The organism is Ramlibacter aurantiacus (assembly GCF_016722895.1).
GTDB lineage: Bacteria > Pseudomonadota > Gammaproteobacteria > Burkholderiales > Burkholderiaceae_C > Ramlibacter > Ramlibacter aurantiacus.
This window is the reverse complement of the sequence record NZ_JAEQNA010000014.1, coordinates 1-23,007: the sequence shown is the minus strand read 5'-3', so window position 1 is coordinate 23,007 and position 23,007 is coordinate 1. Positions and strand designations below refer to the sequence as shown.

25 protein-coding genes are annotated in these 23,007 nt (G+C 72.0%); 7 read left to right on the top strand and 18 right to left on the bottom strand.

Annotated features, from left to right (window positions below; all coding sequences use genetic code 11):
• Nucleotides 1-56 precede the first annotated feature (56 nt).
• From JI739_RS23610 to JI739_RS23595, 4 genes are read right to left on the bottom strand one after another with little or no spacing between them, the layout of a single operon-like run.
• Nucleotides 57-1,034 (bottom strand): Bug family tripartite tricarboxylate transporter substrate binding protein, encoded by a 978-nt coding sequence (locus JI739_RS23610; RefSeq protein ID WP_201686484.1) that lies wholly within the window; start codon nucleotides 1,032-1,034, stop codon nucleotides 57-59.
• Nucleotides 1,031-2,020 (bottom strand): alpha/beta hydrolase, encoded by a 990-nt coding sequence (locus JI739_RS23605; protein ID WP_201686483.1) that lies wholly within the window; start codon nucleotides 2,018-2,020, stop codon nucleotides 1,031-1,033. The genes JI739_RS23610 and JI739_RS23605 overlap by 4 nt, the downstream gene beginning before the upstream one ends.
• Complete coding sequence (locus JI739_RS23600; RefSeq protein WP_201686482.1) at nucleotides 2,017-3,348, bottom strand: amidohydrolase family protein; 1,332 nt, start codon at nucleotides 3,346-3,348, stop codon at nucleotides 2,017-2,019. The genes JI739_RS23605 and JI739_RS23600 overlap by 4 nt, the downstream gene beginning before the upstream one ends.
• On the bottom strand, nucleotides 3,345-4,922 hold the full coding sequence (locus JI739_RS23595) for an FAD-dependent monooxygenase (protein ID WP_354003794.1): 1,578 nt from the start codon (nucleotides 4,920-4,922) through the stop codon (nucleotides 3,345-3,347). The genes JI739_RS23600 and JI739_RS23595 overlap by 4 nt, the downstream gene beginning before the upstream one ends.
• A gap of 56 nt (nucleotides 4,923-4,978) precedes the next feature.
• On the opposite strand from JI739_RS23595, the gene JI739_RS23590 reads away from it, so the two are divergent.
• Nucleotides 4,979-5,905 (top strand): LysR family transcriptional regulator, encoded by a 927-nt coding sequence (locus JI739_RS23590; RefSeq protein ID WP_201686480.1) that lies wholly within the window; start codon nucleotides 4,979-4,981, stop codon nucleotides 5,903-5,905.
• Between the two features lie 11 nt (nucleotides 5,906-5,916).
• On the opposite strand, the gene JI739_RS23585 is transcribed toward JI739_RS23590, so the two are convergent.
• Together JI739_RS23585 and JI739_RS23580 are read right to left on the bottom strand one after the other, a co-directional pair.
• Nucleotides 5,917-6,765: an ion transporter gene (locus tag JI739_RS23585; RefSeq protein ID WP_236590019.1), complete on the bottom strand. Its 849-nt coding sequence runs from the start codon at nucleotides 6,763-6,765 to the stop codon at nucleotides 5,917-5,919.
• A gap of 91 nt (nucleotides 6,766-6,856) precedes the next feature.
• Nucleotides 6,857-7,582: an oxygen-binding di-iron domain-containing protein gene (locus JI739_RS23580; protein ID WP_201686478.1), complete on the bottom strand. Its 726-nt coding sequence runs from the start codon at nucleotides 7,580-7,582 to the stop codon at nucleotides 6,857-6,859.
• A gap of 103 nt (nucleotides 7,583-7,685) precedes the next feature.
• On the opposite strand from JI739_RS23580, the gene JI739_RS23575 reads away from it, so the two are divergent.
• Nucleotides 7,686-8,267, top strand: coding sequence for an RNA polymerase sigma factor (locus tag JI739_RS23575; protein ID WP_201686477.1), 582 nt, complete (start codon nucleotides 7,686-7,688; stop codon nucleotides 8,265-8,267).
• Nucleotides 8,264-8,836, top strand: coding sequence for a zf-HC2 domain-containing protein (locus JI739_RS23570; RefSeq protein ID WP_201686476.1), 573 nt, complete (start codon nucleotides 8,264-8,266; stop codon nucleotides 8,834-8,836). Before JI739_RS23575 ends, JI739_RS23570 begins: the two co-directional genes overlap by 4 nt.
• Before the next feature lie 30 nt (nucleotides 8,837-8,866).
• On the opposite strand, the gene JI739_RS23565 is transcribed toward JI739_RS23570, so the two are convergent.
• Nucleotides 8,867-10,099, bottom strand: a complete 1,233-nt coding sequence (locus tag JI739_RS23565) for an EAL and HDOD domain-containing protein (RefSeq protein ID WP_201686475.1) — start codon at nucleotides 10,097-10,099, stop codon at nucleotides 8,867-8,869.
• A gap of 227 nt (nucleotides 10,100-10,326) precedes the next feature.
• On the opposite strand from JI739_RS23565, the gene JI739_RS23560 reads away from it, so the two are divergent.
• A complete protein-coding gene (locus JI739_RS23560) occupies nucleotides 10,327-11,067 on the top strand; it encodes an HDOD domain-containing protein (protein ID WP_201686474.1) in 741 nt (246 codons plus the stop codon).
• Nucleotides 11,068-11,217: 150 nt separating this feature from the next.
• Here the strand turns inward: JI739_RS23560 and flgL are convergent, their stop codons facing one another.
• Genes flgL through flgB form a run of 11 tightly spaced genes read right to left on the bottom strand, consistent with a single transcriptional unit; the run spans nucleotide 11,218 to nucleotide 21,076 of the window.
• On the bottom strand, nucleotides 11,218-12,402 hold the full coding sequence (gene flgL, locus JI739_RS23555; protein WP_201686473.1) for a flagellar hook-associated protein FlgL: 1,185 nt from the start codon (nucleotides 12,400-12,402) through the stop codon (nucleotides 11,218-11,220).
• Nucleotides 12,403-12,415: 13 nt separating this feature from the next.
• Entirely contained in the window at nucleotides 12,416-14,056 is a 1,641-nt protein-coding gene (gene flgK, locus JI739_RS23550; protein ID WP_201686472.1) for a flagellar hook-associated protein FlgK, read from the bottom strand.
• On the bottom strand, nucleotides 14,053-14,898 hold the full coding sequence (gene flgJ, locus JI739_RS23545; protein ID WP_201686471.1) for a flagellar assembly peptidoglycan hydrolase FlgJ: 846 nt from the start codon (nucleotides 14,896-14,898) through the stop codon (nucleotides 14,053-14,055). The genes flgK and flgJ overlap by 4 nt, the downstream gene beginning before the upstream one ends.
• Nucleotides 14,898-16,034, bottom strand: a complete 1,137-nt coding sequence (locus JI739_RS23540; protein ID WP_201686470.1) for a flagellar basal body P-ring protein FlgI — start codon at nucleotides 16,032-16,034, stop codon at nucleotides 14,898-14,900. The genes flgJ and JI739_RS23540 overlap by 1 nt, the downstream gene beginning before the upstream one ends.
• On the bottom strand, nucleotides 16,034-16,717 hold the full coding sequence (locus JI739_RS23535) for a flagellar basal body L-ring protein FlgH (RefSeq protein WP_201686469.1): 684 nt from the start codon (nucleotides 16,715-16,717) through the stop codon (nucleotides 16,034-16,036). The genes JI739_RS23540 and JI739_RS23535 overlap by 1 nt, the downstream gene beginning before the upstream one ends.
• Nucleotides 16,717-17,499: a flagellar basal-body rod protein FlgG gene (flgG, locus tag JI739_RS23530; protein ID WP_201686468.1), complete on the bottom strand. Its 783-nt coding sequence runs from the start codon at nucleotides 17,497-17,499 to the stop codon at nucleotides 16,717-16,719. The genes JI739_RS23535 and flgG overlap by 1 nt, the downstream gene beginning before the upstream one ends.
• 18 nt (nucleotides 17,500-17,517) lie before the next feature.
• A complete protein-coding gene (flgF, locus tag JI739_RS23525; RefSeq protein WP_201686467.1) occupies nucleotides 17,518-18,249 on the bottom strand; it encodes a flagellar basal-body rod protein FlgF in 732 nt (243 codons plus the stop codon).
• A gap of 22 nt (nucleotides 18,250-18,271) precedes the next feature.
• Entirely contained in the window at nucleotides 18,272-19,567 is a 1,296-nt protein-coding gene (gene flgE / locus JI739_RS23520; protein ID WP_201686466.1) for a flagellar hook protein FlgE, read from the bottom strand.
• Between the two features lie 24 nt (nucleotides 19,568-19,591).
• Entirely contained in the window at nucleotides 19,592-20,257 is a 666-nt protein-coding gene (locus JI739_RS23515; RefSeq protein WP_201686465.1) for a flagellar hook assembly protein FlgD, read from the bottom strand.
• Between the two features lie 2 nt (nucleotides 20,258-20,259).
• On the bottom strand, nucleotides 20,260-20,664 hold the full coding sequence (gene flgC / locus JI739_RS23510; RefSeq protein ID WP_201686464.1) for a flagellar basal body rod protein FlgC: 405 nt from the start codon (nucleotides 20,662-20,664) through the stop codon (nucleotides 20,260-20,262).
• Nucleotides 20,665-20,677: 13 nt separating this feature from the next.
• On the bottom strand, nucleotides 20,678-21,076 hold the full coding sequence (gene flgB, locus JI739_RS23505) for a flagellar basal body rod protein FlgB (protein WP_201686463.1): 399 nt from the start codon (nucleotides 21,074-21,076) through the stop codon (nucleotides 20,678-20,680).
• 130 nt (nucleotides 21,077-21,206) lie between these two features.
• Here flgB and flgA point away from each other — a divergent pair, with 130 nt between their 5' ends.
• From flgA to JI739_RS23490, 3 genes are all read left to right on the top strand, one after another.
• Complete coding sequence (gene flgA / locus JI739_RS23500; protein WP_201686462.1) at nucleotides 21,207-21,911, top strand: flagellar basal body P-ring formation chaperone FlgA; 705 nt, start codon at nucleotides 21,207-21,209, stop codon at nucleotides 21,909-21,911.
• Between the two features lie 72 nt (nucleotides 21,912-21,983).
• Complete coding sequence (flgM, locus tag JI739_RS23495; RefSeq protein ID WP_201686461.1) at nucleotides 21,984-22,286, top strand: flagellar biosynthesis anti-sigma factor FlgM; 303 nt, start codon at nucleotides 21,984-21,986, stop codon at nucleotides 22,284-22,286.
• Nucleotides 22,286-22,678 (top strand): hypothetical protein, encoded by a 393-nt coding sequence (locus JI739_RS23490; RefSeq protein ID WP_201686460.1) that lies wholly within the window; start codon nucleotides 22,286-22,288, stop codon nucleotides 22,676-22,678. Before flgM ends, JI739_RS23490 begins: the two co-directional genes overlap by 1 nt.
• The last annotated feature ends 329 nt before the right edge of the window (nucleotides 22,679-23,007 follow it).

The window sequence follows — 23,007 nt, the reverse complement described above, 5'->3', positions numbered from 1 at the left end:
CGGCCGGGCGGCGGGGGATGCCCGCCGGCACGCCGGCGCGCCATGATGACGCATCCTCACTCCGGCTTGATGCCCGCGCTGCCGACCGCGTCCCCGATGACCTTCATGTCGGCGGCGATGCTGGCCTTGAAGTCCTCGGGCGTGCCACCGATGGGGGTCCACTGCTGTTGCTCGATCCTGGCCAGCACGTCGGGCTGCTGCAGCACCGCGCGGAACGCCTCGTTCAGGCGGGCCACGATGGGGGCCGGCGTGCCGGCGGGCGCGAGGAAGCCGATCCAGTTGGTGAAGGGCCGGAAGTCGCTGAAGGTCTCGGTGATCGCCGGCACCTCCGGCAGCGCCGGGCTGCGCTTGCTCGACATCATGGCCAGCACCTTCACCTGGCCCGCTTTCCACTGGCCCATCACGCTGGCCACGCTGAGCACGGTGGCGTCGATGCGGCCCGACATCAGCTCGGCCGGGATGGTGCCCGCGCCCTGGTAGGGCACGTGGACCAGGTCCACGCCGGCCGCGGCCTTGAGCTGCTCCATGAACAGGTGGTTGAACGATCCGTTGCCCACGCTGGCGTAGTTCAGCTTGCCGGGGTTCTGCTTCAGGTACTGCACGAACTCGCGCGTGTTGCTGGCCGGCACCCGGGCGCTGGTCATGAGCGCCACCGGGATGTCGGCCAGCGCGATGATGGGCGTGAAGTTCTTGACCGGGTCGTAGGCCAGGTCCTTGCGCACGAAGCTGTTCAGCAGGAAACCCGAGGTGGTGTTGAGGTGGATCGTGTAGCCATCGGGCGTGGCGCGCGCCACCTGCCCGGTGCCCAGGATGCCGTTGGCGCCGGGCCTGTTCTCGAAGACCAGCGGCTGGCCCAGGATCTTCGAGGCCTTGTCGGCGATGAGGCGGCCGATGGCATCGGGCGGCGAGCCGGGCGGGTACGGGAACACCACGTGGATGGGCTTGGTCGGGTAGCCCTGGGCATGGCTGGCGCCGACGGCGGCCAGCAGGGTGAGCAGGGTCGCGGCGCGGCGCACGAGGTCGATCGGTTTCATGGTGTCTCCTTTGGGGGCTGTGATGGCAAGGGAAGGGGCGAGTGCAAGCGTGCCCTGAAGGCACGGCAGATGAGGTCGTGGGCGCGGCATGCCGCGGCACTGGCCGCGAAGAAGCCGAAGAACGGATGGAACATGTCGGGGAAGCGCATCAGGTCCACCGGCACGCCGTCGGCCTGCAGGCGGCGCGCGTAGGCCTCGCCCTCGCCCTGCAGCGGATCGTGGCCGGCCAGCGCGATGACGGCCGGTGGCGAGCCCGCCAGCGACGGCGCACGCAGCGGCGAAGGCGGGAAGCCGGCAGCAAGTTCAGGGCGGCCGCCCATGAGCAGGCGCGAGATGGCGCGCAGGTCGGCGGCCGTGAGCAGGGGCGTGTCGGTGGGCAGCGCCGAGGTGTCGCGCGCCACGTCGACACCTGGCACCACCAGCAGTTGCGCGGCCAGCCGTACCCCTTCGTCGCGCAGGCGCAAGGCAGTGGACGCCGCCAGGTTGGCGCCGGCGCTCTCACCGGCCACCGCGACACGGGCCGCGTCGCCACCGAGCGCCTGCGCGTTGCCCAGCGCCCAGCGGGTGGCTGCCAGGGCGTCGTCGTGCGCCGCGGGATAGGGGTGTTCGGGCGCGAGGCGGTATTCGACCGAGACCACCACCGCGTTCACCTGCGCGCACAGCTTGCGCGCGATGTCGTCCGCGGTCTCGACGCTGCCGAGCACGAAGCCGCCGCCGTGGAAGAAGACGACGGTGGGCAGCAAGGCCGATGCGGTGGGCGGCCGGTACACGCGCACCGGCACCTGCAAGGGTCCGTCCACCGCCAGCGCGTCCTCGGTACCGCCCACGGCGATGGGCGGCGTGCGCTCGCGTGCCGACCGCACCGCACGCCGCATGCGCTCGCGGCTTTCCGGCGCCGATCCTTCGAAGGGCGGCGGCTCGCCGCGCGCACCGATGGCCGCCACGATGGCCGCGAGCTGCGGGTCCAGGGGCACGTGCGCGCTCATGGCAGCCCCAGCACATAGGCCTGCGAGTCCTGCGCGCGCTGGCGCAGGGCATCGAGATCCACGCCGACCATCCGACCGCCGCGCTTGACCGCGCGCCCGGCGACAAACACGGTATCGACGTTGCCCGGATGCGCGGCCAGCACCACCGCGCCCACCGCGTCGGACACAGGCGTGAGGTTCAGGTCGGTGGTGCGCAGCAGCATCAGGTCGGCCTGCTTGCCGGGCGTGAGCGAGCCCACCTGGCGGTCCAGCCCGTTGGCGCGCGCCCCGGCCACGGTGGCGAACTCCAGCGCGTCGCGCAGCGACATCGTCGGCGGCGCATGGGTCGCGGTCGAATGGCCGCCGCCCATCCACGAGCGGTAGTACGCGAAAGCGTGGCGCATCTGCGTGAACATGTCGCCCGAGCACTTGGTTTCGGTGTCGCCGCTGAGGCTGGGGCGGATGCCCACCGCCAGCAGCCGGTCGAACGGAATGTCGCCGATGCCCTGCGCGTTCATCTCGCAGTGCACGCCCAGCGATGCGCTGACGCCGGCGTCGGCCATCATCGAGATCTCGTCGTCACCGCAGTGGCAGCAGTGCACGAAGGTGAGGTCGTCGGCCAGCACGCCGGCCTCGTGCATCTGGGCGATGGCCCGGACCGGCGCGTTGCGCGCGTAGGCGCCCATGTGGATGCTCGAGCGGATGTCCAGCTCGCGCGCCAGCCGCAGGTCGGCCAGCCAGACCTCGCGCCGGGCCATCTCGGGGCCGCGCGCGGCCATGGCGAGGGTGAGCAGCTGGTCGTCGGAGGCGAACACCTGCGCGCGCAGGCGGCGGATGTCCTCGGGGTGGCCGCGCTCGCTGTCGAACATCCACGAGGCGCCGTCGACCAGCGGCCAGCCGTGCGCGAACACGCCGCGGATGCCCGCATCGCGCAGCGCCTGGATGGCGGCATCGGTGTGCTCGGGGCTGTTCTGCACGTGGGCCCAGTCCAGCAGGGTGGTGATGCCGCCGTCCAGCGCCGACACCGCCCCGAGCAGCGTGCCCACGTACACGTCCTCGGGCCGGAAGGCCGCGCCCTTGCGGCCCAGCATCTCCGCGAAGTAGATCTGCGGGTCGATGTCGGCATAGCGGTGCCGGACGCAGGTCTGCCAGGTGTGGCGGTGCGTGTCGACGAAGCCGGGCAGCACGATCATGTCGCGCGCGTCGACGTGCTCGGCGTCGTCGGCCTCGATGCGCGGCGCCACGGCGGCGATGCGCTCGCCTTCGATCAGCAGGTCGCCGGTGCGCAGGTCGCCGATGGCCGGGTCCATGGAGATGATCCAGCCGCCCCTCAGGAGCACGCGGGTCATGCGGCCACCTTCAGGCTGAAGGCCAAGGCCTCGGCCAGGCTCGGCCCGGCCGCCACGCCGTCGGTGGCCCAGGCCACGTAGCCATCGGGGCGCACCAGCAGCCGCTTGACGCCTTCCAGCCCGGCGGGCCGCCGCGGCGCACTGGCGCGCACCCGGACCACGCTGGCCGGCACCGGGCCGGGGTCGGGCAAGGCGGGTGCATCACCCTCCAGGTCCAGCAGCACCGCGCGGCGCTCGCGCAGCAGCTCGGCCAGTCGCGTCGTGCGGCCATCCATCAGCACCAGGTCGGGATCGGGCGCGCGCAGGCCGGCCAGCGCGTGGCTGCCGGGAGGCGCGGCATAGGGCTGGGTCAGCCCGCACAGCTCCAGCACCAGCTGGCGCTGCACGTCGGGCAGTGGCACCAGGTGCCGCTCCAGGTGCCGCTTGAGGGCGATGCCGGTGGGCTCGAAGTTGAACTGCAGCGCACATTGCGCCTGCACGCTGGCCAGCAGCTCGCGCAGCACCGGCATGCGCTCGGTGTCATAGGAATCGAGCAGGCTCTCATCGGCCAGGCCCCGCACCACGTGGGCCAGTTTCCAGCCGAGGTTGAAGGCATCCTGCAGGCAGAAGTTCATGCCGACCCCGCTGGCCGGGTAGTGGATGCGGGCCGATTCGCCCACCAGGAAGACGCGGCCCTCGCGCAGCCGCGGCACCGCGCGCATCTGGTCGTCGAAGCGCGAGGCCCAGCGGTACGAGGTGATGCCGTAGTCGGTGCCGTGCACGTCGCGGATGCACCGCAACGCTTCTTCCAGGGTGACCGGCTCGTCCTTGGGCGCGTGCCGGCGGTCGCGGTGGACGATGTTGAAGCGGCTGATGCCGCGCCCGAACACATAGCCGCGTACCCAGCCCATCTCGTTGTCCACGTTGATGCGGCCGCCCGGCCAGGGCGCCTCCAGCTCGGTGTCGATGACGATGCCGCGGAAGGTGCCCGAGTGGCCTTCGAAGGGGATGCCCGCCACCTTGCGCACCGTGCTGCGGCCGCCGTCCGCGCCCACCAGGTAGCGGGCGCGCAGCGTGCGTGCCGCACCGCCGTCGTCCACCACGCTCAGCTGCACGTGGTCGGCATGCTGCGTGAAGGTCTCCAGGCTGGCCCCGCGCTGCACCTGGGCGCCGCACTCCTGCGCCCAGGCCCACAGGATCTCCTCGGTCATGTTCTGCGGCAGGCCCAGCGTGAAGCCGAACCTCGACTGCAGGTACTCCCAGCGGATCGGATGGAAGCCGGCCCAGATGTGCGAGGAGCGGAAGGGCTGCTGCGCCACTTCACGGGTCTGGCGCACGAAGCGGTCGGCGATGCCACGCGCGTCGAACAACTCCAGCACCCGCGGCAAGAGGGTGCCGGCCCGCGACTGCACGCCCTCGGTGCGCCGCTCCAGCACCAGGGTGCGCACGCCGGCTGCGGCCAGTTCAGCCGCCACGGTGAGTCCCGAAGGGCCGCCGCCGGCCACGATCACATCCCATTCCATCGCTTGTCTCCAGCGCCCGCGGCGCTCATGGCCCCAGGCAGTGGCGCGATATTCGGCCTTGGGCGGCCTCATGGAAAATGAATTCTTCAAAAGCGTCCGATTTGCGGCGCAAATAGGAGAGCGGTACCGTGCGCTTCAACAAACTCGACCTGAACCTGCTGGTGGCGCTGGACGCGCTGCTGGCGACGCGCAGCGTCAGCCGCGCGGCCGAGCGGCTGTTCCTGAGCCAACCGGCGACCAGCCTGGCGCTGGGCCGGCTGCGCAGCTACTTCGAGGACGAACTGCTGGTGCCGGTGGGCAAGGCCATGGTGCCCACGCCGCTGGCCGAGCAGCTGGTGACGCCGGTGCGCGACGTGCTGCTGCAGGTGCAGACCATCTCGCGCGCGCGGCCCACCTTCGATGCGGCCTCGTCCACCCGGCGCTTCACCATCGAGTCGTCCGACTACGTCATCACGGTGCTGTTTTCCGAAGTGGTGCGCCGCGCGGCCACGGTGGCGCCGCTGATGCAATTCGACGTGCGCAGCCTCAGCCCGCAGTCGCCGCAGAACCTGAACAACGGCGAGTGCGAGCTGCTGGTCGCGCCGGATTTCGCCACCGTGCCCGACCACCCCTGCGAGGCGCTGTTCGAGGACAACTTCTCCTGCCTGGTCAGCAGCGATCACTTCGGCGCCCGCGCGCGGCTGTCGAAGGACGACTACTTCAAGGCCGGCCACGTCGGCGTCGAGTGGGGGGGCGGGCGCCGCATCACCTTCGACGCGCGCATGCTCGCGGCCTCGCGGCGCCAGCGGCGGCAGGATGTGATCGCGCCCAACTTCACGCTGGTGCCCGAGCTGCTGGTGGGCACGCCGCGCATCGCCACCCTGCCCACGCGCCTGGCCCGGCTGATGGCCGAACGTTTCGCGCTGCGCGTGCTGCCCTGCCCGGTGGACATCCCGGCCTTCAAGGAAACGCTGCAGTGGCACAAGTACCAGGAGCGCGACCCGGCCATCCTGTGGCTGCGCTCGCTCATCCGGGAAGTGGCGGCCTCACTGCCGCGGACAAGCGGCAGGCGCTGACCGGCGGTGTCTCAGGGCAGGGGCGGCAGCGCGTGGCCGCACTGCTGGCAATACCGCGCCTCGGGGCCGTAGCTCCCGGTGCCGCAGGCCGGGCAGCTGCGCAGCGCGAGCGGTGTGCGCGCCTGGCGGCGCACCGTCATCTCCGCCGTGACGATGCCGGTGGGAACGGCCAGCGTGCCCCAGCCCACGAGCATCATCAGCGACGCGATGAAGCGCCCCACGTCGGTCTGCGGCGTGATGTCGCCGAAGCCCACCGTCGTCATGGTGGTCACGGCCCAGTACACCGAGGTGGGGATGTCGGTGAAGCCGTTCGACGGGCCTTCCACCACGTACATGATCGTTCCCATGATCAGGTCGATCATCGCCACGGCCGCCAGGAACACGAGGATCTTGCGCCGGCTGGCCCACAAGGCCGCACCCATGACCTGGTACTCGGCCACGTATTCGGTCAGGCGGAAGATCCGGAAGACGCGCAACAGCCGCAGGATGCGCACATCGATCAGTGCGTGCAGCTCGGGCGTGAACAGCGCGAGGTACGTGGGCAGGACCGCCAGCAGGTCGACGATGCCGAAGAAGCTGCGCGCGTAGCGCAGCGGGCGGTCGACCGTGGCCAGCCGCGCGATGTACTCGATGGTGAACAGGGCGGTGAAACCCCACTCGATGACGTTCAGCACCGGCCCGTGGCGCGCGCGGATCGACTGCACGCTGTCCAGCAACACCACGCCGACGCTCAGCACGATGGCCACCACCACGATCTTGTCGAACAGCCGGCCCGCGTGGGTGTCCGATTCCCAGATCACGCGGTACAAGCGGCGGCGCCACTCGGCAAGCCGGCCAGGAGGAGCGGAAGGATGGCCCATGGTCGCGGCCATTCTAGGAGGCCTCCCCGCCGGGGTTCGGGTGGCGCGTGGGGGTCGGCCTGCCGCCGCGCGCGCACCCCGGGGTCGGCCGCTACGCCGTCACGGATTCGGCCAGGTGGCGCAGCAGGCTGGCGCCATCGCCGCGCCAGGCACTGCCGTGCATGCAGGCCAGGGTTGTCGGACGCAGCCGGGACAGCCGCTTCAGGGTGTCCGCCGTCTGCGGCGCATGGGCGTAGTAGTCCATCGCCTTTCGGAAGTCCTCGCTCGGCCCCAGGATGTCGGCTTCGGTCAGCGGCTGCTCGCCATGGCCCGGCTGGGTGAACAGGTCGCCGCAGAAAAACGTGCCGGTGAGCGAATCCATGAGCAGGCCGCAGTCCCATCCGTGGGGCACCTGGGGCGTGTCCAGCCACTGCATCCTGTGCCTGCCCAGCGACAGCTCTTCGCCGTCGGCCAGCGCCCGTGGCGCGCGGTCGGCCACGTCGCCCACGGAAACCATCGCCGCGATCCGGCCGCACAGCGGCACCGCCGACGGCGCCGCGGCCAGCCACTCGTTCATGGCGCCGCACTCGTCGGCTTCGAAGTGCGACAAGCCCACATAGCGCAGCCGCTCGACCGGCATGACCGCGGCCATGGCCTCGCGCACGAAGGGGAACATGCGGCGCGGCCCGGTGTGGAACAGCAGCGGCTCGTCATCGAGCACCAGGTACTGGTTGAAGCTGAAGCTGCTGCCATCGGGTGCGTCCACCGGCGTGTTGATGCGGTAGATGCCCTCGGCGATCTCGTGCACGTTGGTGCGGGACTGTGCGTTGGTGATCATGGACTCGCCTCGTCGAAGAGTGGTTGGGAGCGAGGATGTGGCGCGAACCGGCGTGTCATTACAGCTTTATTTGCGCGTCACCGGTGGCTATGCTTTGGCCACCATGCAGGCCCTGCCCGAGTCCGCCGTCGACAGCCGCGAGGCGCGGCTGGCCTGCCTCATCGCGCAGTCGCCGCCGGGGCAGGCGGCGGATGCCGAAGCTCAGCTTTATCGGCTGCTGGCCCCGCGGGTGCGGCGCTACGGGCTGCGCCACCTGCGCGATCCGCATGCGGCTCAAGACCTGATGCAGCAGGTCATGACCCTCACCATCGAGCAACTGCGCGCCGGCCGGGTGCGCGAGCCGGAACGCGTGGTGTCCTTCGTGCTCGGCAGCTGCCGCATGTCCGTGATGCACGAGCGACGCTCGCGCGCCCGCCACGGCGAATTGCTCGAGCGCTACGGCGACCCCGAGCCCACCGCGAGCGTCGAGGCCACCCACCGGCTCGACCATGAACGCGTCGTCGCCTGCCTGGAACGGCTCGCGCAGCGGGAGCGATCGGTCCTGGTGCTCACCTTCTACGACGACCAGCCGGCCGACGCCGTTGCCACGCAGCTCGGCCTGTCCGCCGGCAACGTGCGCGTGATCCGCCATCGCGGCATCGACAAGCTGCGGCGCTGCGTCGACGCCCACCGGAGGCCGCCATGATCGAAGCCGGGGAACACCTTCCGCTGGACGTGCTGCTTCAGGACTGGCTGGGTGAAACCGACCCGGACACCCGCGCAGCCGTGGACGCGCACCTGATGGCCTGCGACGCCTGCGGGAACTTGTTCGACGACATGCTGGCCCTGGGGCGGGGCGTCCGCACAGCCCTGTTGGCCGGCCAGGTGTTCACGGTCGCAAGCGCGGACCTGCTGGACCGCCTCACTCAGCAGGGCGTGCGGGTGCGCGAGTACCGCGTGCCGCACAACGGAAGCGTCCATTGCACCGTGGCGCCCGAAGACCAGGTGCTGGCCAGCCGGCTGGAGGCGCCGTTGGACGGTGTGCAGCGGCTGGCGCTCGTCGAACGCTCCTCGCTGGCGCCGGACAGGGCCGCCCGTGCCGATGACATCCCGTTCGACCCGCCGTCCGGCGAGGTCCTTTACCTGCCGAGCATCGCCCGGGTCCGCACGCTCGCGGCCCAGACGCTGCAGGTGGCACTGCTGGCGACCGACGAGACCGGCACGGAGCGGGAGATCGGCCGCTACCAGTTCCACCACCGGCCCTGGGCCGGATGAGGTTTCGCATCAGGGCTGGGACGACGCAGCCTATTGCTGGCGCGCCAGCACGTCGGCCGTCCAGGCCAGGGCTTCCAGGTGCGCCCGGGCCACCTGCGCGTCGCTCAGGCCCAGCTCGCTTCGCGCGCGGGTGAACCCGGCGCGGTCGTCGCGCTCGATGGCGACGGCCAGTTGCAGCAGCGGATAGAGCGGCCCGCGCTGTTCGCACAAGGCGGCAACCACGTCCTGCGGCAGTGCCAGGTTGTTGAGCAGGCGGTCGAAGGGCAATCCGGTCATCGCATCGAGCAGCGAGAACATGCCGGCGATGCAGGCCGAGTCGCCCTCGGCCTCGCCGAGCAGGTGCTGCGCCAGCACCTCCATGAAGCGGCCGCGCACGACGGCGGTGTAGCCGGTGGCTGGCGGCACGTCGCCCTTGTCGGTGGCCATGAGCATGCAGCACCAGCGCAGCAGCTTTCGCAGGCCCAGCAGCATCACCGCATGCGCGAACGAGGTGATCTTCACCGGCAGCCCGTAGCCGCAGTGGTTGATCAGGCGCAGCAGGCGCAGCGCCAGCAGCGGGTCGCGGCGCAGCACGGTCTCGATCTCGGCCAGCTCGGCCTCGCGCTTGACCATCGAGATGAGTTCCAGCAGCAGCGCATGCGAAGGCCGGATGGTGGTGCGCTGCGCGACGGGCGCGGCCATGAACCAGTCGCCGGCGAACCATCGGGCGCCCAGCGCCTGCGCCTGGCGGCGCTGCTCCTCGGTATGCACCTGCTGGACCAGCAGCGGCAGCCCGGGCTCGCGCGCCTTCTGGATGGCCGCGGGCGAATCGGCCGCCGACACATCGACCACCAGGATGTCCAACTGCTTCGACAGAGGATGCCCGGATGCCGGCAGGTCGGACGAACCGGCGACCCGGAAACCGAGGCGCCGGCAGGCCGCCAGGCTGGAGACGCACTGCGCCACCACGTCGGCGTCGTTCCGGGCGGGCGGCTCGAACTGCAGCACGGTGCGCCGGGCGTCGAACTGCTCCAGCTGCGGATCCAGCAGGGTGTCGAGGCTGGCCTGCCACCACACCAGCACGCCGGCCGCACTGGTGCCCTGCACGGCCCGGGCGGCGGCCGCCAGGGCGCTGCGGTCGCCGGAGAAAAGCCCGACTTTCCACCCCAGGACCGAGCCCTCGGCGTCCAGCAGGGCCTGGCGCGAGAAGGCGGCCTCGCCGACGCTCCCGGCGTCGAAATCGATAGCCACCGGTGAAGGGCGGATGGGCCTGGAAGCGCTCATGGGGCGAGGAGGTGGTCGTGCACGATTGTCGATGCGACCGCCGGCTGCCATGCGCCGAATAGCGGCACGTGCACCGGCTTTTTCGGCGAGCGGGCAGCGCCGCCTTCAGTCGCCCGGAACGCCGCCGATAAGCCATGCATATGTCCCCGCCCCATCCACTCGTTGCGACCTGGGCAGCGCGCCTGGCCGCCCGCCCCTTGCCGGTGCGGGCCTCGACACGTGCCACGATGGACGCGCTTCGTCCCAAGGCCGACTGGCTGGACGCGAACGCCCTCGCCCAGGTGGTGCTGCGCGACCCCCTGATGGCCGTGGGGGTGCTGGCCCTGGCGCAGCAGCGCTTCGCGGCGCGCCTGAGCCGGCCGATGGAGACGGTCACCGCGGCGCTGGTGCTGCTCGGGGTCGATCCGTTCCTGGGCGCTTTCGAGGCCTGCGACACGGTGGAGGATCGGCTGTCGGCGTGGCCGCAAGCGCTGGCCGCATTCAACGCCAGCCTCGACCGCACCGCCCGCGCGGCCCGCCTGGCCGCCGCCTTCGCCGTGCACCGCCAGGACGGCCATGCCGAGTCGCTGTATGAAGCCGCGCTGCTGTCGGACTTCGGCAGCCTGTTGCTGTGGGTGGAGGCACCGGCCGACGCGCTCGCCGTGCAGGCGCATGCCCGCGAGTCGGCCCTCGGCTGGGAGTCCGCGCAGCGAGCGGTGCTGGGCGTGGAGATGCAGGCGGTGCAGGCGCAGCTGATGGCGCAGTGGGGCCTGTCGGGCATGCTGCTGGACCTGGCCCAGCCGGGTCTGGCCGCCTCCGCCAGTGCGCAAACGGTGTCCCTGGCGCTGCGGCTGGCAAGTCCCGGCGGCTGCGATGCCGAGCAGGGCGCAGCGATGGCGCAGGTGGCGCGCCTGCTGAATCTGTCGGTGGGTGCTGCGCGGTTGCTGGTGCATGAGGTGCTGGAGGAGGCGGACGCGGATGCCGCCTGAGATGCCCGGTCCGGCCGCCGGAAGCTTACCGCTTCGTTATCGAATCTAGATCGTTCGTGGCGGATCCGCCACGGACCGATCAGGTTCAGGACGAACGGGGAAGCCTTGGGCACCGGCGGAACCCGAAGGCCGTCCTTGGCGCCACCCGGATCACCCCAGGTACTCGAACAGGGACACGCGCCCGATGCTGGCGTACGACCGCAGCGCGGCTTCCACACCCAGCTCGTTCGTGCGCAGTTCCGAGATGGCCTTGGCCACGTCCACGTCCTGCAACTGGCTGCGCCGCGTCGCCTGCGACAACTCCTCCAGTTGGCCCTGGGAGCGGGCCGACTCCAGCCGCTGCAACTCCCCGCCCACCTGGCTGCGAAGCAGCGACAAGCCCTCCAGCCCCCGGTCGAGCGTGGCCTGCACGCGCTGCAGGCGCTCCTGGAATGCGCCCGACGTGGCCGGCGACTCCAGCAGCTGCGCCGCGTCCTGCAGCACCTGGAACACGCTGGCCCGGCCCGCCGGGCCCAGGCTGAATGCATCGCCCGGCGCGGGCGTCCCGGCCACGGCCACGCGCTGGCCGTCGATGTCCAGGCGGCCATCGGCCGGCAGCGGCTGCGCGGGGCCCAGGCTGCCCGTGTCGAGGTTGCGCACCGCATAGGTCAGGCCGCCGGCGGTGCCGCCGATCTCGATGCGGTAGTTCTGCGCCGTGAGCAGGCCTGCCTGTCCCAGGCTGCCCACGTCGATCCAGCCGCTTCCGGTGTTGGCCGGATCGGACGCGGTCACGAAATGGCCGTTGCCTTGCGGCACGGCCATGAACGTCGAGCGGCCATCCACGGCCGCGAGGTAGCGGCCGTCCTCGCCGATGCGCTGCGCCACGGCGGGTGAGAGCCACTCCGGCGTGTCGCCGGTCGCCACGGGAGCGGCGCCGGCCAGGCCGCCGAAAACGCGCCCGCCCACGCCGTCGGAGGCGTTGGCCACCTCCAGCAGCTGCTCGCGCAGCGAGCGCAGCTGCACCGCCAGGGCCTGCCGTTCGGCCGGACCGTAGGCCGCGTTGCCGGCCGACACCAGCAGCTCGCGCGCCGACTGCAGCAGCGACACGCCCTGCCCCAGCGCGCCCTCGGCGGTGGACAGCAGCGAGGTGGCCAGATCGTTCGCCCGCTGGTCCTGCGACAGGCGCGCCAGCCGCGAGCGCGCCAGCTCGGCCTGCGCGGCGGCCAGCGGGTCGTCGCCGGGTCGCGTCACGCGCAGGCCGGAGCCGAGCTGCTCCTGCAATTGCGCCTGCCGGCCCAGGCGCTGCTCGATGGCCTCGAAGGCGCGTTGGGCGGTGTACAGCGTGGGCACGCGCATGAAGGAATCCTCCTCAGCGGCCGGATGCCGCCAGCAGCGAATCGAACAGCGCCTGGCTGGCCTGGATGACACGGGCGCAGGCCTGGTAGGCCTGCTGGTAGCGCAGCAGGTTCGCGGCTTCTTCGTCCAGGTTGACGCCCGAGACCCGCTCGCGGCTGGCGCGCGCCTCGCCTTCCATGCGGGCCGACAGGTCGGCCGCGCCGCGCGCCGCCTGCACGCGCGTGCCGACCTTGGCCAGCAGGCTGGCATAGCCCTGGTTCAGGCTGCCCCCGTCCACCAGGCCCTGGTTGGCCAGGCGGCCGAGCGCCAGCGCATTGCGGTTGTCGGCGCCGGGGTTGGGCGAGCGGTCGACCTCGAAGCGGTCGCCCGCGGCGGGAGTGCCCTGGAGCACCAGGCGCCAGCCGTTGTAGTCGGCCGGCGCGGGCGGGATGGGCTGGCCGGATTGATAGGGCAGGGTGAGCGGCCCGCCCGGCACGCCGGTGAGGGTGAAACTCGTCGGCGGGTCGGCGAAGGCGATGCCCACCGGCGTGGTGTTCTCCGGCCCCGCGCGCACCACGTCGAAGGCGGCCACCCGGGCGCTGCCGGCGTTGGCCTGGGCCGGCTGCGCCACGGCCGCATAGCCGGTCGCCAGCTGCGCCGGCGACAGCGGCAGCGCGCGCAGGCTGGTGGCCCCGCTGTCCATGGCCAGCAGCGGAGCGCCGGGGTTGCCCCGCGCGTCCACGCCCAGCGCCTGCTGCGCATTCAGGGCGTCGGTCACGGCCCGCGCCAGCCGGCCGAGCTCGGCGCCGGCACCCGCCAGGTCCTGGTCGCGCAGGCGCAGGGTGCCGGCCAGGCTGCCGCCACCCAGGGCGTCCGCGTCCAGCGTGTGCACCGCACCGGCCGCCGACAGCTGCAGGACGAGCCGCGTGCCGTCGGACACGGCCGCCAGCCGCGCGGCCTGCTGCCCCACCAGCAGGGGCTGGCCGTCCGCGGAGAAGACGTTCGTCGCGCCGTCGCCCGCGTCCACGGTGCGGATCGCCATCAGTTTCCCGAGCTGCTGCAGCGCCTGCTCGCGCTGGTCCAGCAGGTCGTTGGGTGCATGGCCCGAAGCCTGGGCGCGCACGATGGCCTCGTTCAGCCGCTGCAGCTGCGAAAGCTGTTCGTTCACCTGGCCGGCTTCGAGCGAGAGGCGGGCGTCGGCCTGCGCCGAGAGCTGGTCGATCTGCGTGCCCATGGCGTTGAAGCGCCGGGCCAGTTCGTCCACGGCGCCCAGGACCGCCTGGCGCGCGGCCGTGTCCGCGGGCCGGCTGGCCATGTCGCCGAGGGCGGCGAAGACGCGGTCGATGCCGGCGCCGATGCCCAGCTCGGGATCGGCGAAGAGCGCGTCGAGCTGCGCCAGGCCATCGGAGCGGGCCGCATCGGCCGCGCGCTGCGACCCGAGGGCCTGCAGGCTGCCGGCGAGGAACTGGTCGTAGTGGCGCCGCACGGTCGCCACGTCGACACCGCCGCCGAAGAAGCCGGCCCCCGTGGACAGGCCGCCGGCCGTGGCCATCACCGCCTCCTGCCGCACGTACCCGGCGGTGTTGACGTTGGCGATGTTGTGCGAGGTGGTGGCCAGCGCGCCCTGCGCCGCCGTGAGGCCGCGCACGCCGATCTGCAGCAGCGAAGTCGTCATGCGTCGCCCCCGGTGTTTCGCTGCATGGCGAGCGTCTGGTGGATGGTGCGGGCGAGCTTGGCCGCGTACTGCGGGTCGGTGGCGTAGCCGGCGCGCTGCATGCCGCCGGCGAAGGCCTCGACGGTGCTGGCCTCGCGCAGCACGCCGGCATAGCGCGGGCTGCGCGCCAGCATCGCCGCGTAGTCGGTGAACGCCTCGGCGTAGGAGCCGTAGCTGCGGAAGCGCTCCACCTGGCGCTGCGGCCGACCCTCCACGAACTCGGTGGTCATCACCGCCGCCGAGTCGCCGCGCCAGCCGCCCGTGGCCTTGATGGCGAACAGGTTGAACGAAGGCCGCCCATCGGGATGCCGGATCTCGCCCCGGCCCCAGCCCGACTCCAGCGCCGCCTGGCCCAGGATGTAGGCCGCGGGCACGCCGGTGGCGCGTTCGGCGGCCTGCGCGTGCGGCAGCATGTCTCGCAGGAACGCCGAGGGCGCGCCGGCGGGGCGCGCGGCGGGCGGCGCCGTGGCAGCCGGCGCGGCGGGCGGCGGCTCGGTGGGCGGCGGCAGCTGCTTCATCTGCTGCGCGAGCTGCCGCTCGATCAGGTCGGCCAGTCCGCCGGGGCGGCCGGCGAACTGCTGCGCGAATTGCGCGTCCAGCATGCGCGTGAACTCGGTCTGCCCCGTCGAGGCCGGTTCGGCCTGCGGCGTGGCGTCGCGCATGCTTTTGAGGACCAGCTGCATGAACTGCGCCTCGAACTGCACCGCCGCCTGCCGAGTGGCGCCGTGCGGGTCCCGCGCGGCCTGCTGGCGCAGCGAGTCGAGGGCGCGGGCGTCCAGGCCCGTCGTGCCGGGGATGGCCATCAGATGATCTCCAGCTCGGCGCGCAGGGCGCCGGCCGCCTTCATGGCCTGCAGGATGCCGATCAGGTCCTGCGCGGTCGCGCCCAGCGCATTGAGCGCCTTCACGATTTCGGCCAGCTCGGCGCCGGCGGGCACGTTGAACAGGACGCCGCCGTCCTGCTGCACGCGGATGTCGCTCTTCTCGGCCACCACGGTCTGGCCGGCCGAGAGCGGCGCGGGCTGGCTCACCACCGGCGTGGTGGAGACGGTGACCGACAGGTTGCCGTGCGCCACCGCGCAGGCACCCAGGCGAACCGACTGGTTCATGACCACCGAGCCGCTGCGCGCATTGACGATCACCTTGGCCTGCGGCGGCGGCACCTGCACCTCCAGCGCCTCGATGTCGGCGATGAAGGCGACGCGGCTGCCGCCCGAGGGCATGCGCACCCGTACCACGCGCGCGTCCAGCGGCTCGGCCAGGCCCACGCCCAGGCGCTGGTTGATGGTCTCGGCCACGCGCCGCGCGGTGCCGAAGTCGCTGGCGTGCAGTTCGAGCTGCAGGGTCTCGGCCGCCATGGCGTCGCTGGGGACGCTGCGTTCCACCGTCGCGCCCCCCGGGATGCGCCCGGCCAGCAGGTGGTTGATCTGCACCTTGCTGCCGCCGGCCTGCGCGCCGGCACCGCCGATGACCAGGTTGCCCTGCGCCATGGCGTAGATCTGGCCGTCGGCCCCGCGCAGCGGCGTCAGCAGCAGGGTGCCGCCCCGCAGGCTGCGCGCGTTGCCCAGCGAGGAGACGGTCACGTCGATGGGCTGCCCCGGCTGCGCGAAGGCCGGCAGCGCCGCGGTGACCATGACAGCCGCGACGTTGCGCATCTGGGGGTTGGTGCCCGGCGGCAGCGTCACGCCGAACTGCGACAAGAGCGACTGCACGCTCTGGCCCGTGAACTGCACCTGGTTGGTGGCGTCGCCGCTGCCGTCCAGGCCCACCACCACGCCGTAGCCGATCAACTGGTTCATGCGCACGCCGGCCACGCTGGCCAGGTCGCGGATGCGCTCGGTGCCCAGGGAGCCGGTGGCCGCGCCTGCGCTGGCGGCCGTGAGCACGCACGCCGCCGCCAGCAGGCCTCGTTGCAGCAGGCGAAGCAACCGCGGCCTCATCACACCGGCGCCACGCTGAGGAAGAAGCGCGACAGCCAGCCCATGGGCTGCACGCGCCCGAGGTCGCCGCGCCCGCGCTGCTCCAGGCGGGCCTCGGCCACCTGGGTCGAGCTGACCAGGTTGCCGCCGCGGATGTGGACCGGGTTGACCACGCCCGAAAAGCGCAGCACGTCCACGTTCTCGTTCACGCCGATCTGCTTCTCGCCGGCCACCAGCAGGTTGCCGTTGGCCAGCACCTGCTGCACCAGCACCGTGATGGAGCCCGAGAAGCTGTTGGCGGTGCCGGTCTGGCCATCGGCCTTGTTGGCCACGTTCGACTCCACGTCCACGCCCAGGCGCCCGAGCGTGCGGGCCGAGGCATAGGGCAGCGCATTCGCGGCGATGCCGAGCGAGCCGCTGCGATCGACCTTGCTGGTGGACTGCTGCCGGGCACTGACCTGTTCCTCGATGACGATGGTGAGCGTGTCGCCCACCAGGCGCGCGCGCCGGTCCTCGAACAGCGGTCGGTGCGTGGCCGCCTGGAAGATCGCCCCCGGCGTGGCCGGCGCTGCCTTCGGCGCCACCACCGGAATGGCGGGCTGCGACACCATCTCCACCGGCGGGCTGGGCACCATGGCCGCGCAGCCGGCCAGCGCCGCGGCCGCCGCGCACAGCATCACCCGGCCGGTGCGCGCCCGCGCCATCACAGCTGCGCGAGCCGCGCCAGCATCTGGTCGGCGGTCTGGATGGCCTTGGAGTTGATCTCGTAGCCGCGCTGCGCCTGGATCATCGCCACCAGCTCCTCGACCACGTTCACGTTCGACGCCTCCAGCGCGCCCTGGTGCAGCGAGCCCAGGCCGTTGGTGGCCGGCTGGCCGGTCTGGGGCGTGCCCGAAGCCGCGGTCTCGGCGAACAGGTTGCCGCCGCGCGGATCCAGGCCGGCCGGATTGACGAAGTTGGCCAGCTGCAACTGGCCCACCTGCTGCGGGCCGGTGGAGCCGGCCACCTGGGCGGTGACCACGCCGTCCTTGCCCACGGTCACCGACAAGGTGTTGGCCGGCAGGGTGATGGCCGGGCTCACCGGGTAGCCGGCGCTGGTCACCAGCTGGCCCTGCGCGTCCACCTGGAACGAGCCGTCGCGGGTGTAGGCCTGCGTCCCGTCGGGCAGCTGCACCTGGAAAAAGCCCTGGCCGCTGATCGCCAGATCGAGCGGATTGCCGGTCTGGTCGAGGCTGCCCTGGCCGAAGTTGCGCGCGGTGGCCGCGGTGCGCACGCCCGTGCCCAGTTGCAGCCCGGTGGGCAGCTGGTTCTGCGCGGTCTCGTTGGCGCCGGCCTGCCTCACGTTCTGATAGAGCATGTCCTCGAACACGGCGCGGCTGCGCTTGTAGCCGTGCGTGGAACTGTTGGCGAGGTTGTGGGTGATGGCGTCCAGCTGGGTCTGCTGCGCCTCCAGGCCGGTCTTGGCAATGGACAGGGATCGCATCATGTCTCGTCACTCCTCGTGTCAGGTCGGACCGAGCAATTGCGCGGCCTGGCGGTCGTTCTGCTCGGCGTTCTGCAGCAGCTTCATCTGGGTCTCGAACTGGCGGGCCGCGGCGATCATGCCGACCATGGCGTCGACCGGGCTCACGTTGCTGCCCTCGAGGGCACCGGACTTCACTCGCAGCGTGGCATCGGCATCGGCGGTGTCGCCCCCGGCCATCCGCACCAGGCCGTCGGCGCCCTTGCGCAACTCGGCCACCGGCGGGTTCACCAGCTTGAGCCGGCCCAGCGCCTGGGCGACGCCACCCGGGCCTTGCGCGCTCACGCTGCCGTCACTGCCGATGCGCACCTGCATGCCGGGCGGCACCACGATGGGCCCGCCCTCGCCGGCCACCGCCATGCCGTTCCCCGCCTGCAGCGTGCCGTCGGCGCCGATCTCGAATCCGCCGTGCCGGGTATAGGCCTCGTTGCCCTCGGGCGTCTGCAGCGCGAACCAACCTTCGCCGGCCAGCGCCACGTCCAGCTCACGCCCGGTCGACTGGACCGGGCCGCTGCGCGGATCGAAGCCGGCACTCGCCTCCAGCGCCACCACCCGCGTGGTCGCGCCCTCGCCGCGCACCGGCACCGCGCGAAAGGCCACCTGGTCGGCGCGAAAACCCGGCGTGGTGGCGTTGGCGAGGTTGTGCGCCAGGCCGTCCTGGCGCTGCATGAGCGCTCGGGCGGCGGAGGCGGCGGTGTAGATCAGGCGGTCCATGCGTCAGCGTGCCCCGCGTGCCTCAGCGCATGTTCACCACGGCCGACTGCACCTGGTCCTGCGTCTTGATGGCCTGGGCGTTGGCCTGGTAGGCGCGCTGCGCCTCGATCATGGCCACCAGCTGCTGGGTGATGTCGATGTTCGACTCCTCCAGCGCGCCGCCCTGCAGCAGCCCGAGGTTGCCCGAGCCGGGGCCACCCACCGCGGCCTGGCCCGAGGCGGGCGTGGCGCGGAACAGGTTGTTGCCCACCGCTGCCAGGCCCTGCGGGTTGCGGAAGTCGGCCAGCGCGATCTTGGCGGCGCCCACGGTCTTGCCGTTGGAGTAGCGGGCCTCCACCGTGCCGTCGGCGGCGATGCTGAAACCGGTGATCTGCCCGGCGGCATAGCCGTCCTGCGACAGGCGGGTCACGCCGAAGGTCGTGCCCCACTGCGTGCTGCCGGTGAAGCTCACGCTCACCGGCGCGGTGGTGCCGCCGGACAGGGTGGACGCCGCGAAAGGCACGCCCAGGCTCATGTCACCGGCGGTGAAGTTGCCGCTGGTGTCCAGGCTGCCGCTGGCGGCGACGTTCATGCTGCCGTCCGGGTTGAAGGTGATGCGCCCCGCCGGCAGGTGGTCGCCGCCGACCAGCGCCGGCACCGGCTGGCCGTCCAGCCCGGCGTACACGTCCCAGGTGTTGTCGGTGGCGTTGCGGCGGAAGTAGAACGACAGCACCCGCTCGTTGCCCTGGGCGTCGAACACCGCGCTGGAGGTGGACGCCGAGTACGAGGCGGTGTTGCCGATCGAAAACGCGGGCGTGCTGCCGTCTGGCGGCGCGATGCGGGCATCGAGGTTCAGCTGCATGGCCACGCTGGCGGTCGCCTGCGGCGCGATGCCCTGGGTGGGCAGCACGATGGCACCGGTCACGCCACCGGTGCGGCCGGTCAGCGGGTCGATCTCATAGCCCTGCAGGCGCAGGCCGTTGGCGTCGACGATGTAGCCGGCGCTGTCCAGCTTGAACTGGCCGTTGCGGGTGTAGGCCACGTCGCTGCCGTCGCCGCGCGCCAGCTGGAAGAAGCCGCTGCCGTTGATCGCCACGTCCATGGGGTTGTCGGTGGCGCGGATGCCGCCCTGCGTGAACTGCTGCACCACGGCCGACACGCGCACGCCCATGCCGGTCTCCTGCCCCGAGCCGAGCGCGGCCGCATTGGAGTACTGGTCGGCGAACTCCGCGCGCGCCAGCTTGGAGCCGACGGTGGTGGCGTTGGCGATGTTGTTGCCGATCACCTCGAGGTTGCGGGCGGCGGCATTCAGGCCGCTGATTCCTTGCTGGAAGCTCATGGGGGACTCCGTCTTGTTCGTGGCTCAGAGAAAGGCGTACACATCGCCCCAGCCGGCACGGCCGGAGGCACCCAGGTCGAGTTCGATGCCTTGCGGCGTGGGCACGACCGAGCGCACGCTGGCCGCGGCCAGCGTGGTGGCCTGCACCGGCTCGCCGGCGGCGCGGGCGTTCACCCGCAGGCGGTACTCGCCCGCAGGCGCCGTGCCGCCTTCGGCCGTGCGGCCGTCCCAGGTGAAGCTGCGCACGCCGGCTGGCAGCGCACCCAACTCCAGGGTCTGCACCACCTGGCCATCGGCCGCGACGATCTCCACGCTGACCCGGTCGGCACGGGCCGCCAGCGACACGCCGCCCTGCGCAGGGCCGTCCGCCAGGCGCAGGGCACGCCCTTCGACCAGCACGGCGCGGCCCGGCAGCTGGCTGGCGGTCTGCGCCTGCATGGCGACCATGGCGCCGGCCAGGCCCTGCACGGTGGCATTCAGCTTCTCGATGCCGGCCACGGTGTTGATCTGCGCGATCTGGCTGGTCATCTGCGCGTTGTCCATGGGGTTGAGCGGATCCTGGTTGCGCATCTGCGCCACCAGCAGCTTCATGAAGCGGTCCTGCTGCTCGGCGGCGCTGGTGGTGCCGGCGCCGTTCGATGGCGTCGTGCTGGCCGCGGGCGCGGCCGATCCGGTGGCGGAGATGGCCATGCTCAGGACCCCATCTGCAGCGTCTTGGACAGCAGCTGCCGCGCGGTGTTCATCACTTCCACGTTGTTCTGGTACGCGCGCGAGGCCGAGATCATGTTGACCATCTCGTCGACCACGCTCACGTTGGACTGCGTCACGTAACCCTGGTCATCGGCCAGCGGGTGGCGCGGGTCGTGCACGCGCTTGCCCAGCGCCGTGCTCTCGGTCACCGCGGCCACGCGCACGCCGGGCAGGTCGCCGCCTTCCACCGGCAGCGACTGGAAGTGCACCTGGCGCGCCTGGAAGGGCTTGCCGTCGGGTCCGGCCACGGCCTCGGCGTTGGCCAGGTTGCTGGCCACCACGTTCAGGCGCTTGCTCTGCGCCGACACCGCGCTGCCGGCGATGGAAAACACGTTGAAGAGGCTCATGGTGGTTGCCGCCTCACTGGCCGGTGATGGCCGACAGCATGGTGCGCACGTTGCTGTTGATGAAACGCACCGTGGCTTCGTAGCGCAGCGCGTTGTCGGCGAAGCTGGCGCGCTCGCGGTCCAGGTCCACGGTGTTGCCGTCCAGCGCCGGCTGCTCGGCCTGCCGATAGAGCAAGTCGGCCTGCGGCGCGCCGCCGTGCGGCTGCAGGTGGCGCGTCGCGGTGGCGACCAGTCGCCCCGGCGCGTTGGGGCCGCCCTGCGCCTGCGCGAGGGTGGCGGCGAAGTCGATGTCGCGGGCCTGGTAGCCCGGCGTGTCGGCGTTGGCGATGTTGGCGGCCAGCACCTGCTGGCGCCGCGCCAGCAGCTCCAGCGCACGGCCGTGCGCATCGAGTCGTTGGGTCAGCAAATCCATGGGCGCGCCTCCAGCAGGATGGAAGCGGCAGTATCGAAGTGCCCCTGGCGCGGCGAAGCACCGATAAGCGCCGGGTTTCCGCAGCTTTTGACGCGGCCTTGCGCGCGCGCGCGCAGCTAGAGTTGCCGCGATGCCCGCGCTTCGCCGCCCTTTCTTCCTGCTCGGCACCCTCGCCCTCGCCGCCAGCGCGGCGGCCGCACCGGCCGCGCCGGACGAGACCTCGCTCATCGACTGGCTGGAGCCGCAGGTCGCCGACATCGCCGCGCGCCAGGGCTTCAGCCGCTTCGAGATCACCCCCGGCCGCTGGCCCGCCAGCCTGTCGCGCCTGGCGCCCTGCGAGCGGGCCGAGTACTTCCTGCCCCCCGGGATGCGCGGCTGGGGTCGCGCCTCGGTGGGCATGCGCTGCCTGCAGGGCGCGCGCTGGACCGTGATGCTGCCGGTGACCGTGGCCACCTGGGGGCCGGCGTGGGTGGCCGCCCGGGCCCTGCCCGCCGGCGCCCAGCTCGCCGCCGAAGACCTGCAGCAGCAGGAGGTGGAGCTCACGCTTGAGCCCGCTGCACCGGTGGGCGACGTCGCCGGTCTGGAAGGCCGCACCTTGCTGCGCACCGTGCCAGCGGGCCAGCCGCTGCGCCTGGACATGACCCGCGCCACGCCCGTGGTGCAGGCGGGTGACCCGGTGCGGCTGCGCGTGGTGGGCAGCGGCTTCCAGATCACCTCGTCGGGCCAGGCCCTGGGCAGCGCCGGCGCCGGGCAGAGCGTGCGCGTGCGCACCGAGGCCGGCAAGGTGCTCAGCGGCGTGGCGCGCGAGGGGCGGGTCGTTGAAATCGCCTTGTAAAAAAACCCTCAAGATTGCGTCGCCCCGACCGATAACCCGGCGGAGGGCCGCGAGGCCTCCAGGAGATCACCCATGACTATCGGCCCATTGCCCCCCGTACAGCCCCCGCTCGTCGAGGACAAGCCGGCATCCGGCATCGCGCACGGCACGGTTGCCGCCCGCGAGCCGGGCCGCTCGGCGGCCGACTCGGTCAGCCTGTCGCCGGCCGCCCAGCGCATCGGCGCCCTGCAGGCCGGCGGCGAGGACTTCGACTCCGCCAAGGTGCAGGCGATCCGGCAGGCCATCGCCGAAGGTCGCTTCCAGGTCGACGCCGGCGCCATCGCCGACCGCCTCATCGCCGAGGCCACCGCCCTGCTGGGGCCGCGGAGCCAGTGATGCTGCCGCTGCGTCCCGCCGTGCCTGGCCTGGCCGGGCTGCAGGCGCTGATGGAGCGCCAGCGGTCGGCCCTGGTCGAGGGCCGGGCGGACGACCTGCACGCGCTGGGCGCGCAGATCCGCCAGCAGATCGCCCAGATCAAGCAGGCCGCCGGCCAGGTCGGGCCGCCGCCGGCCGATGCGCAGGCGAGGTCGGAGATCGAGCAGTTGAACCAATTGGCGACGATGAACCTGGAGTTGCTGCAGCGGCGGCTGGTGGAGACGCAGTCGGCGATCGGTGCGCTGGGCGCTGGGGTGCCGGCGCTGGAGGAGTCGAAGGCGATGACGACTTATGAGGCGGCGGGGCGGATGGAAGCGGGTCACGTGGGGAAGAGGACGCTGGGGCAGGCTTGAACCCGGCTGTCTCGGGGTTGAGCGTGCATGGGTGGCTGAACCTGCGCACCCACTCTTATAAGGGGCAACTTCTTCGTACTGGCTTTTGTGGCGATCGTCGCGTGCCGGAGCGAGACCCGGCTTGCCACGACTGCTACAAAACCTGGTTCAAAGAGTGTTCTCCGGCAACACCTTCTCAGGGGCCCTTCGACAGGCTCAGGGCGAACGGGGGGGGCGGACTCAGGGCGAACGGAGTGGGGGGGGCCGCACCACCCCCGTGAGCTCACCCACCCGCTCGCCCTGAGCGCGTCGAAGGGTGCGCGTACAAACAACCTTGCCCGGCTCCAGCG

Coding starts and splice junctions, on each gene's coding strand:
- JI739_RS23515 (WP_201686465.1), bottom strand. CDS start 20,257: ATGGCCATCTCCGCCACCGGATCGGCCGCGCCCGCGGCCAGCACGACG.
- flgJ (WP_201686471.1), bottom strand. CDS start 14,898: ATGGCCATCCCCGGCACGACGGGCCTGGACGCCCGCGCCCTCGACTCG.
- flgL (WP_201686473.1), bottom strand. CDS start 12,402: ATGCGCGTGCCCACGCTGTACACCGCCCAACGCGCCTTCGAGGCCATC.
- flgE (WP_201686466.1), bottom strand. CDS start 19,567: ATGAGCTTCCAGCAAGGAATCAGCGGCCTGAATGCCGCCGCCCGCAAC.
- JI739_RS23585 (WP_236590019.1), bottom strand. CDS start 6,765: ATGGGCCATCCTTCCGCTCCTCCTGGCCGGCTTGCCGAGTGGCGCCGC.
- JI739_RS23605 (WP_201686483.1), bottom strand. CDS start 2,020: ATGAGCGCGCACGTGCCCCTGGACCCGCAGCTCGCGGCCATCGTGGCG.
- JI739_RS23540 (WP_201686470.1), bottom strand. CDS start 16,034: ATGAGGCCGCGGTTGCTTCGCCTGCTGCAACGAGGCCTGCTGGCGGCG.
- JI739_RS23600 (WP_201686482.1), bottom strand. CDS start 3,348: ATGACCCGCGTGCTCCTGAGGGGCGGCTGGATCATCTCCATGGACCCG.
- JI739_RS23610 (WP_201686484.1), bottom strand. CDS start 1,034: ATGAAACCGATCGACCTCGTGCGCCGCGCCGCGACCCTGCTCACCCTG.
- JI739_RS23570 (WP_201686476.1), top strand. CDS start 8,264: ATGATCGAAGCCGGGGAACACCTTCCGCTGGACGTGCTGCTTCAGGAC.
- JI739_RS23490 (WP_201686460.1), top strand. CDS start 22,286: ATGCTGCCGCTGCGTCCCGCCGTGCCTGGCCTGGCCGGGCTGCAGGCG.
- JI739_RS23575 (WP_201686477.1), top strand. CDS start 7,686: ATGCAGGCCCTGCCCGAGTCCGCCGTCGACAGCCGCGAGGCGCGGCTG.
- JI739_RS23595 (WP_354003794.1), bottom strand. CDS start 4,922: ATGAGGCCGCCCAAGGCCGAATATCGCGCCACTGCCTGGGGCCATGAG.
- JI739_RS23535 (WP_201686469.1), bottom strand. CDS start 16,717: ATGGCGCGGGCGCGCACCGGCCGGGTGATGCTGTGCGCGGCGGCCGCG.
- flgF (WP_201686467.1), bottom strand. CDS start 18,249: ATGGACCGCCTGATCTACACCGCCGCCTCCGCCGCCCGAGCGCTCATG.
- flgB (WP_201686463.1), bottom strand. CDS start 21,076: ATGGATTTGCTGACCCAACGACTCGATGCGCACGGCCGTGCGCTGGAG.
- flgM (WP_201686461.1), top strand. CDS start 21,984: ATGACTATCGGCCCATTGCCCCCCGTACAGCCCCCGCTCGTCGAGGAC.
- flgG (WP_201686468.1), bottom strand. CDS start 17,499: ATGATGCGATCCCTGTCCATTGCCAAGACCGGCCTGGAGGCGCAGCAG.
- JI739_RS23580 (WP_201686478.1), bottom strand. CDS start 7,582: ATGATCACCAACGCACAGTCCCGCACCAACGTGCACGAGATCGCCGAG.
- flgC (WP_201686464.1), bottom strand. CDS start 20,664: ATGAGCCTCTTCAACGTGTTTTCCATCGCCGGCAGCGCGGTGTCGGCG.
- JI739_RS23565 (WP_201686475.1), bottom strand. CDS start 10,099: ATGAGCGCTTCCAGGCCCATCCGCCCTTCACCGGTGGCTATCGATTTC.
- flgA (WP_201686462.1), top strand. CDS start 21,207: ATGCCCGCGCTTCGCCGCCCTTTCTTCCTGCTCGGCACCCTCGCCCTC.
- flgK (WP_201686472.1), bottom strand. CDS start 14,056: ATGACGACTTCGCTGCTGCAGATCGGCGTGCGCGGCCTCACGGCGGCG.
- JI739_RS23560 (WP_201686474.1), top strand. CDS start 10,327: ATGGACGCGCTTCGTCCCAAGGCCGACTGGCTGGACGCGAACGCCCTC.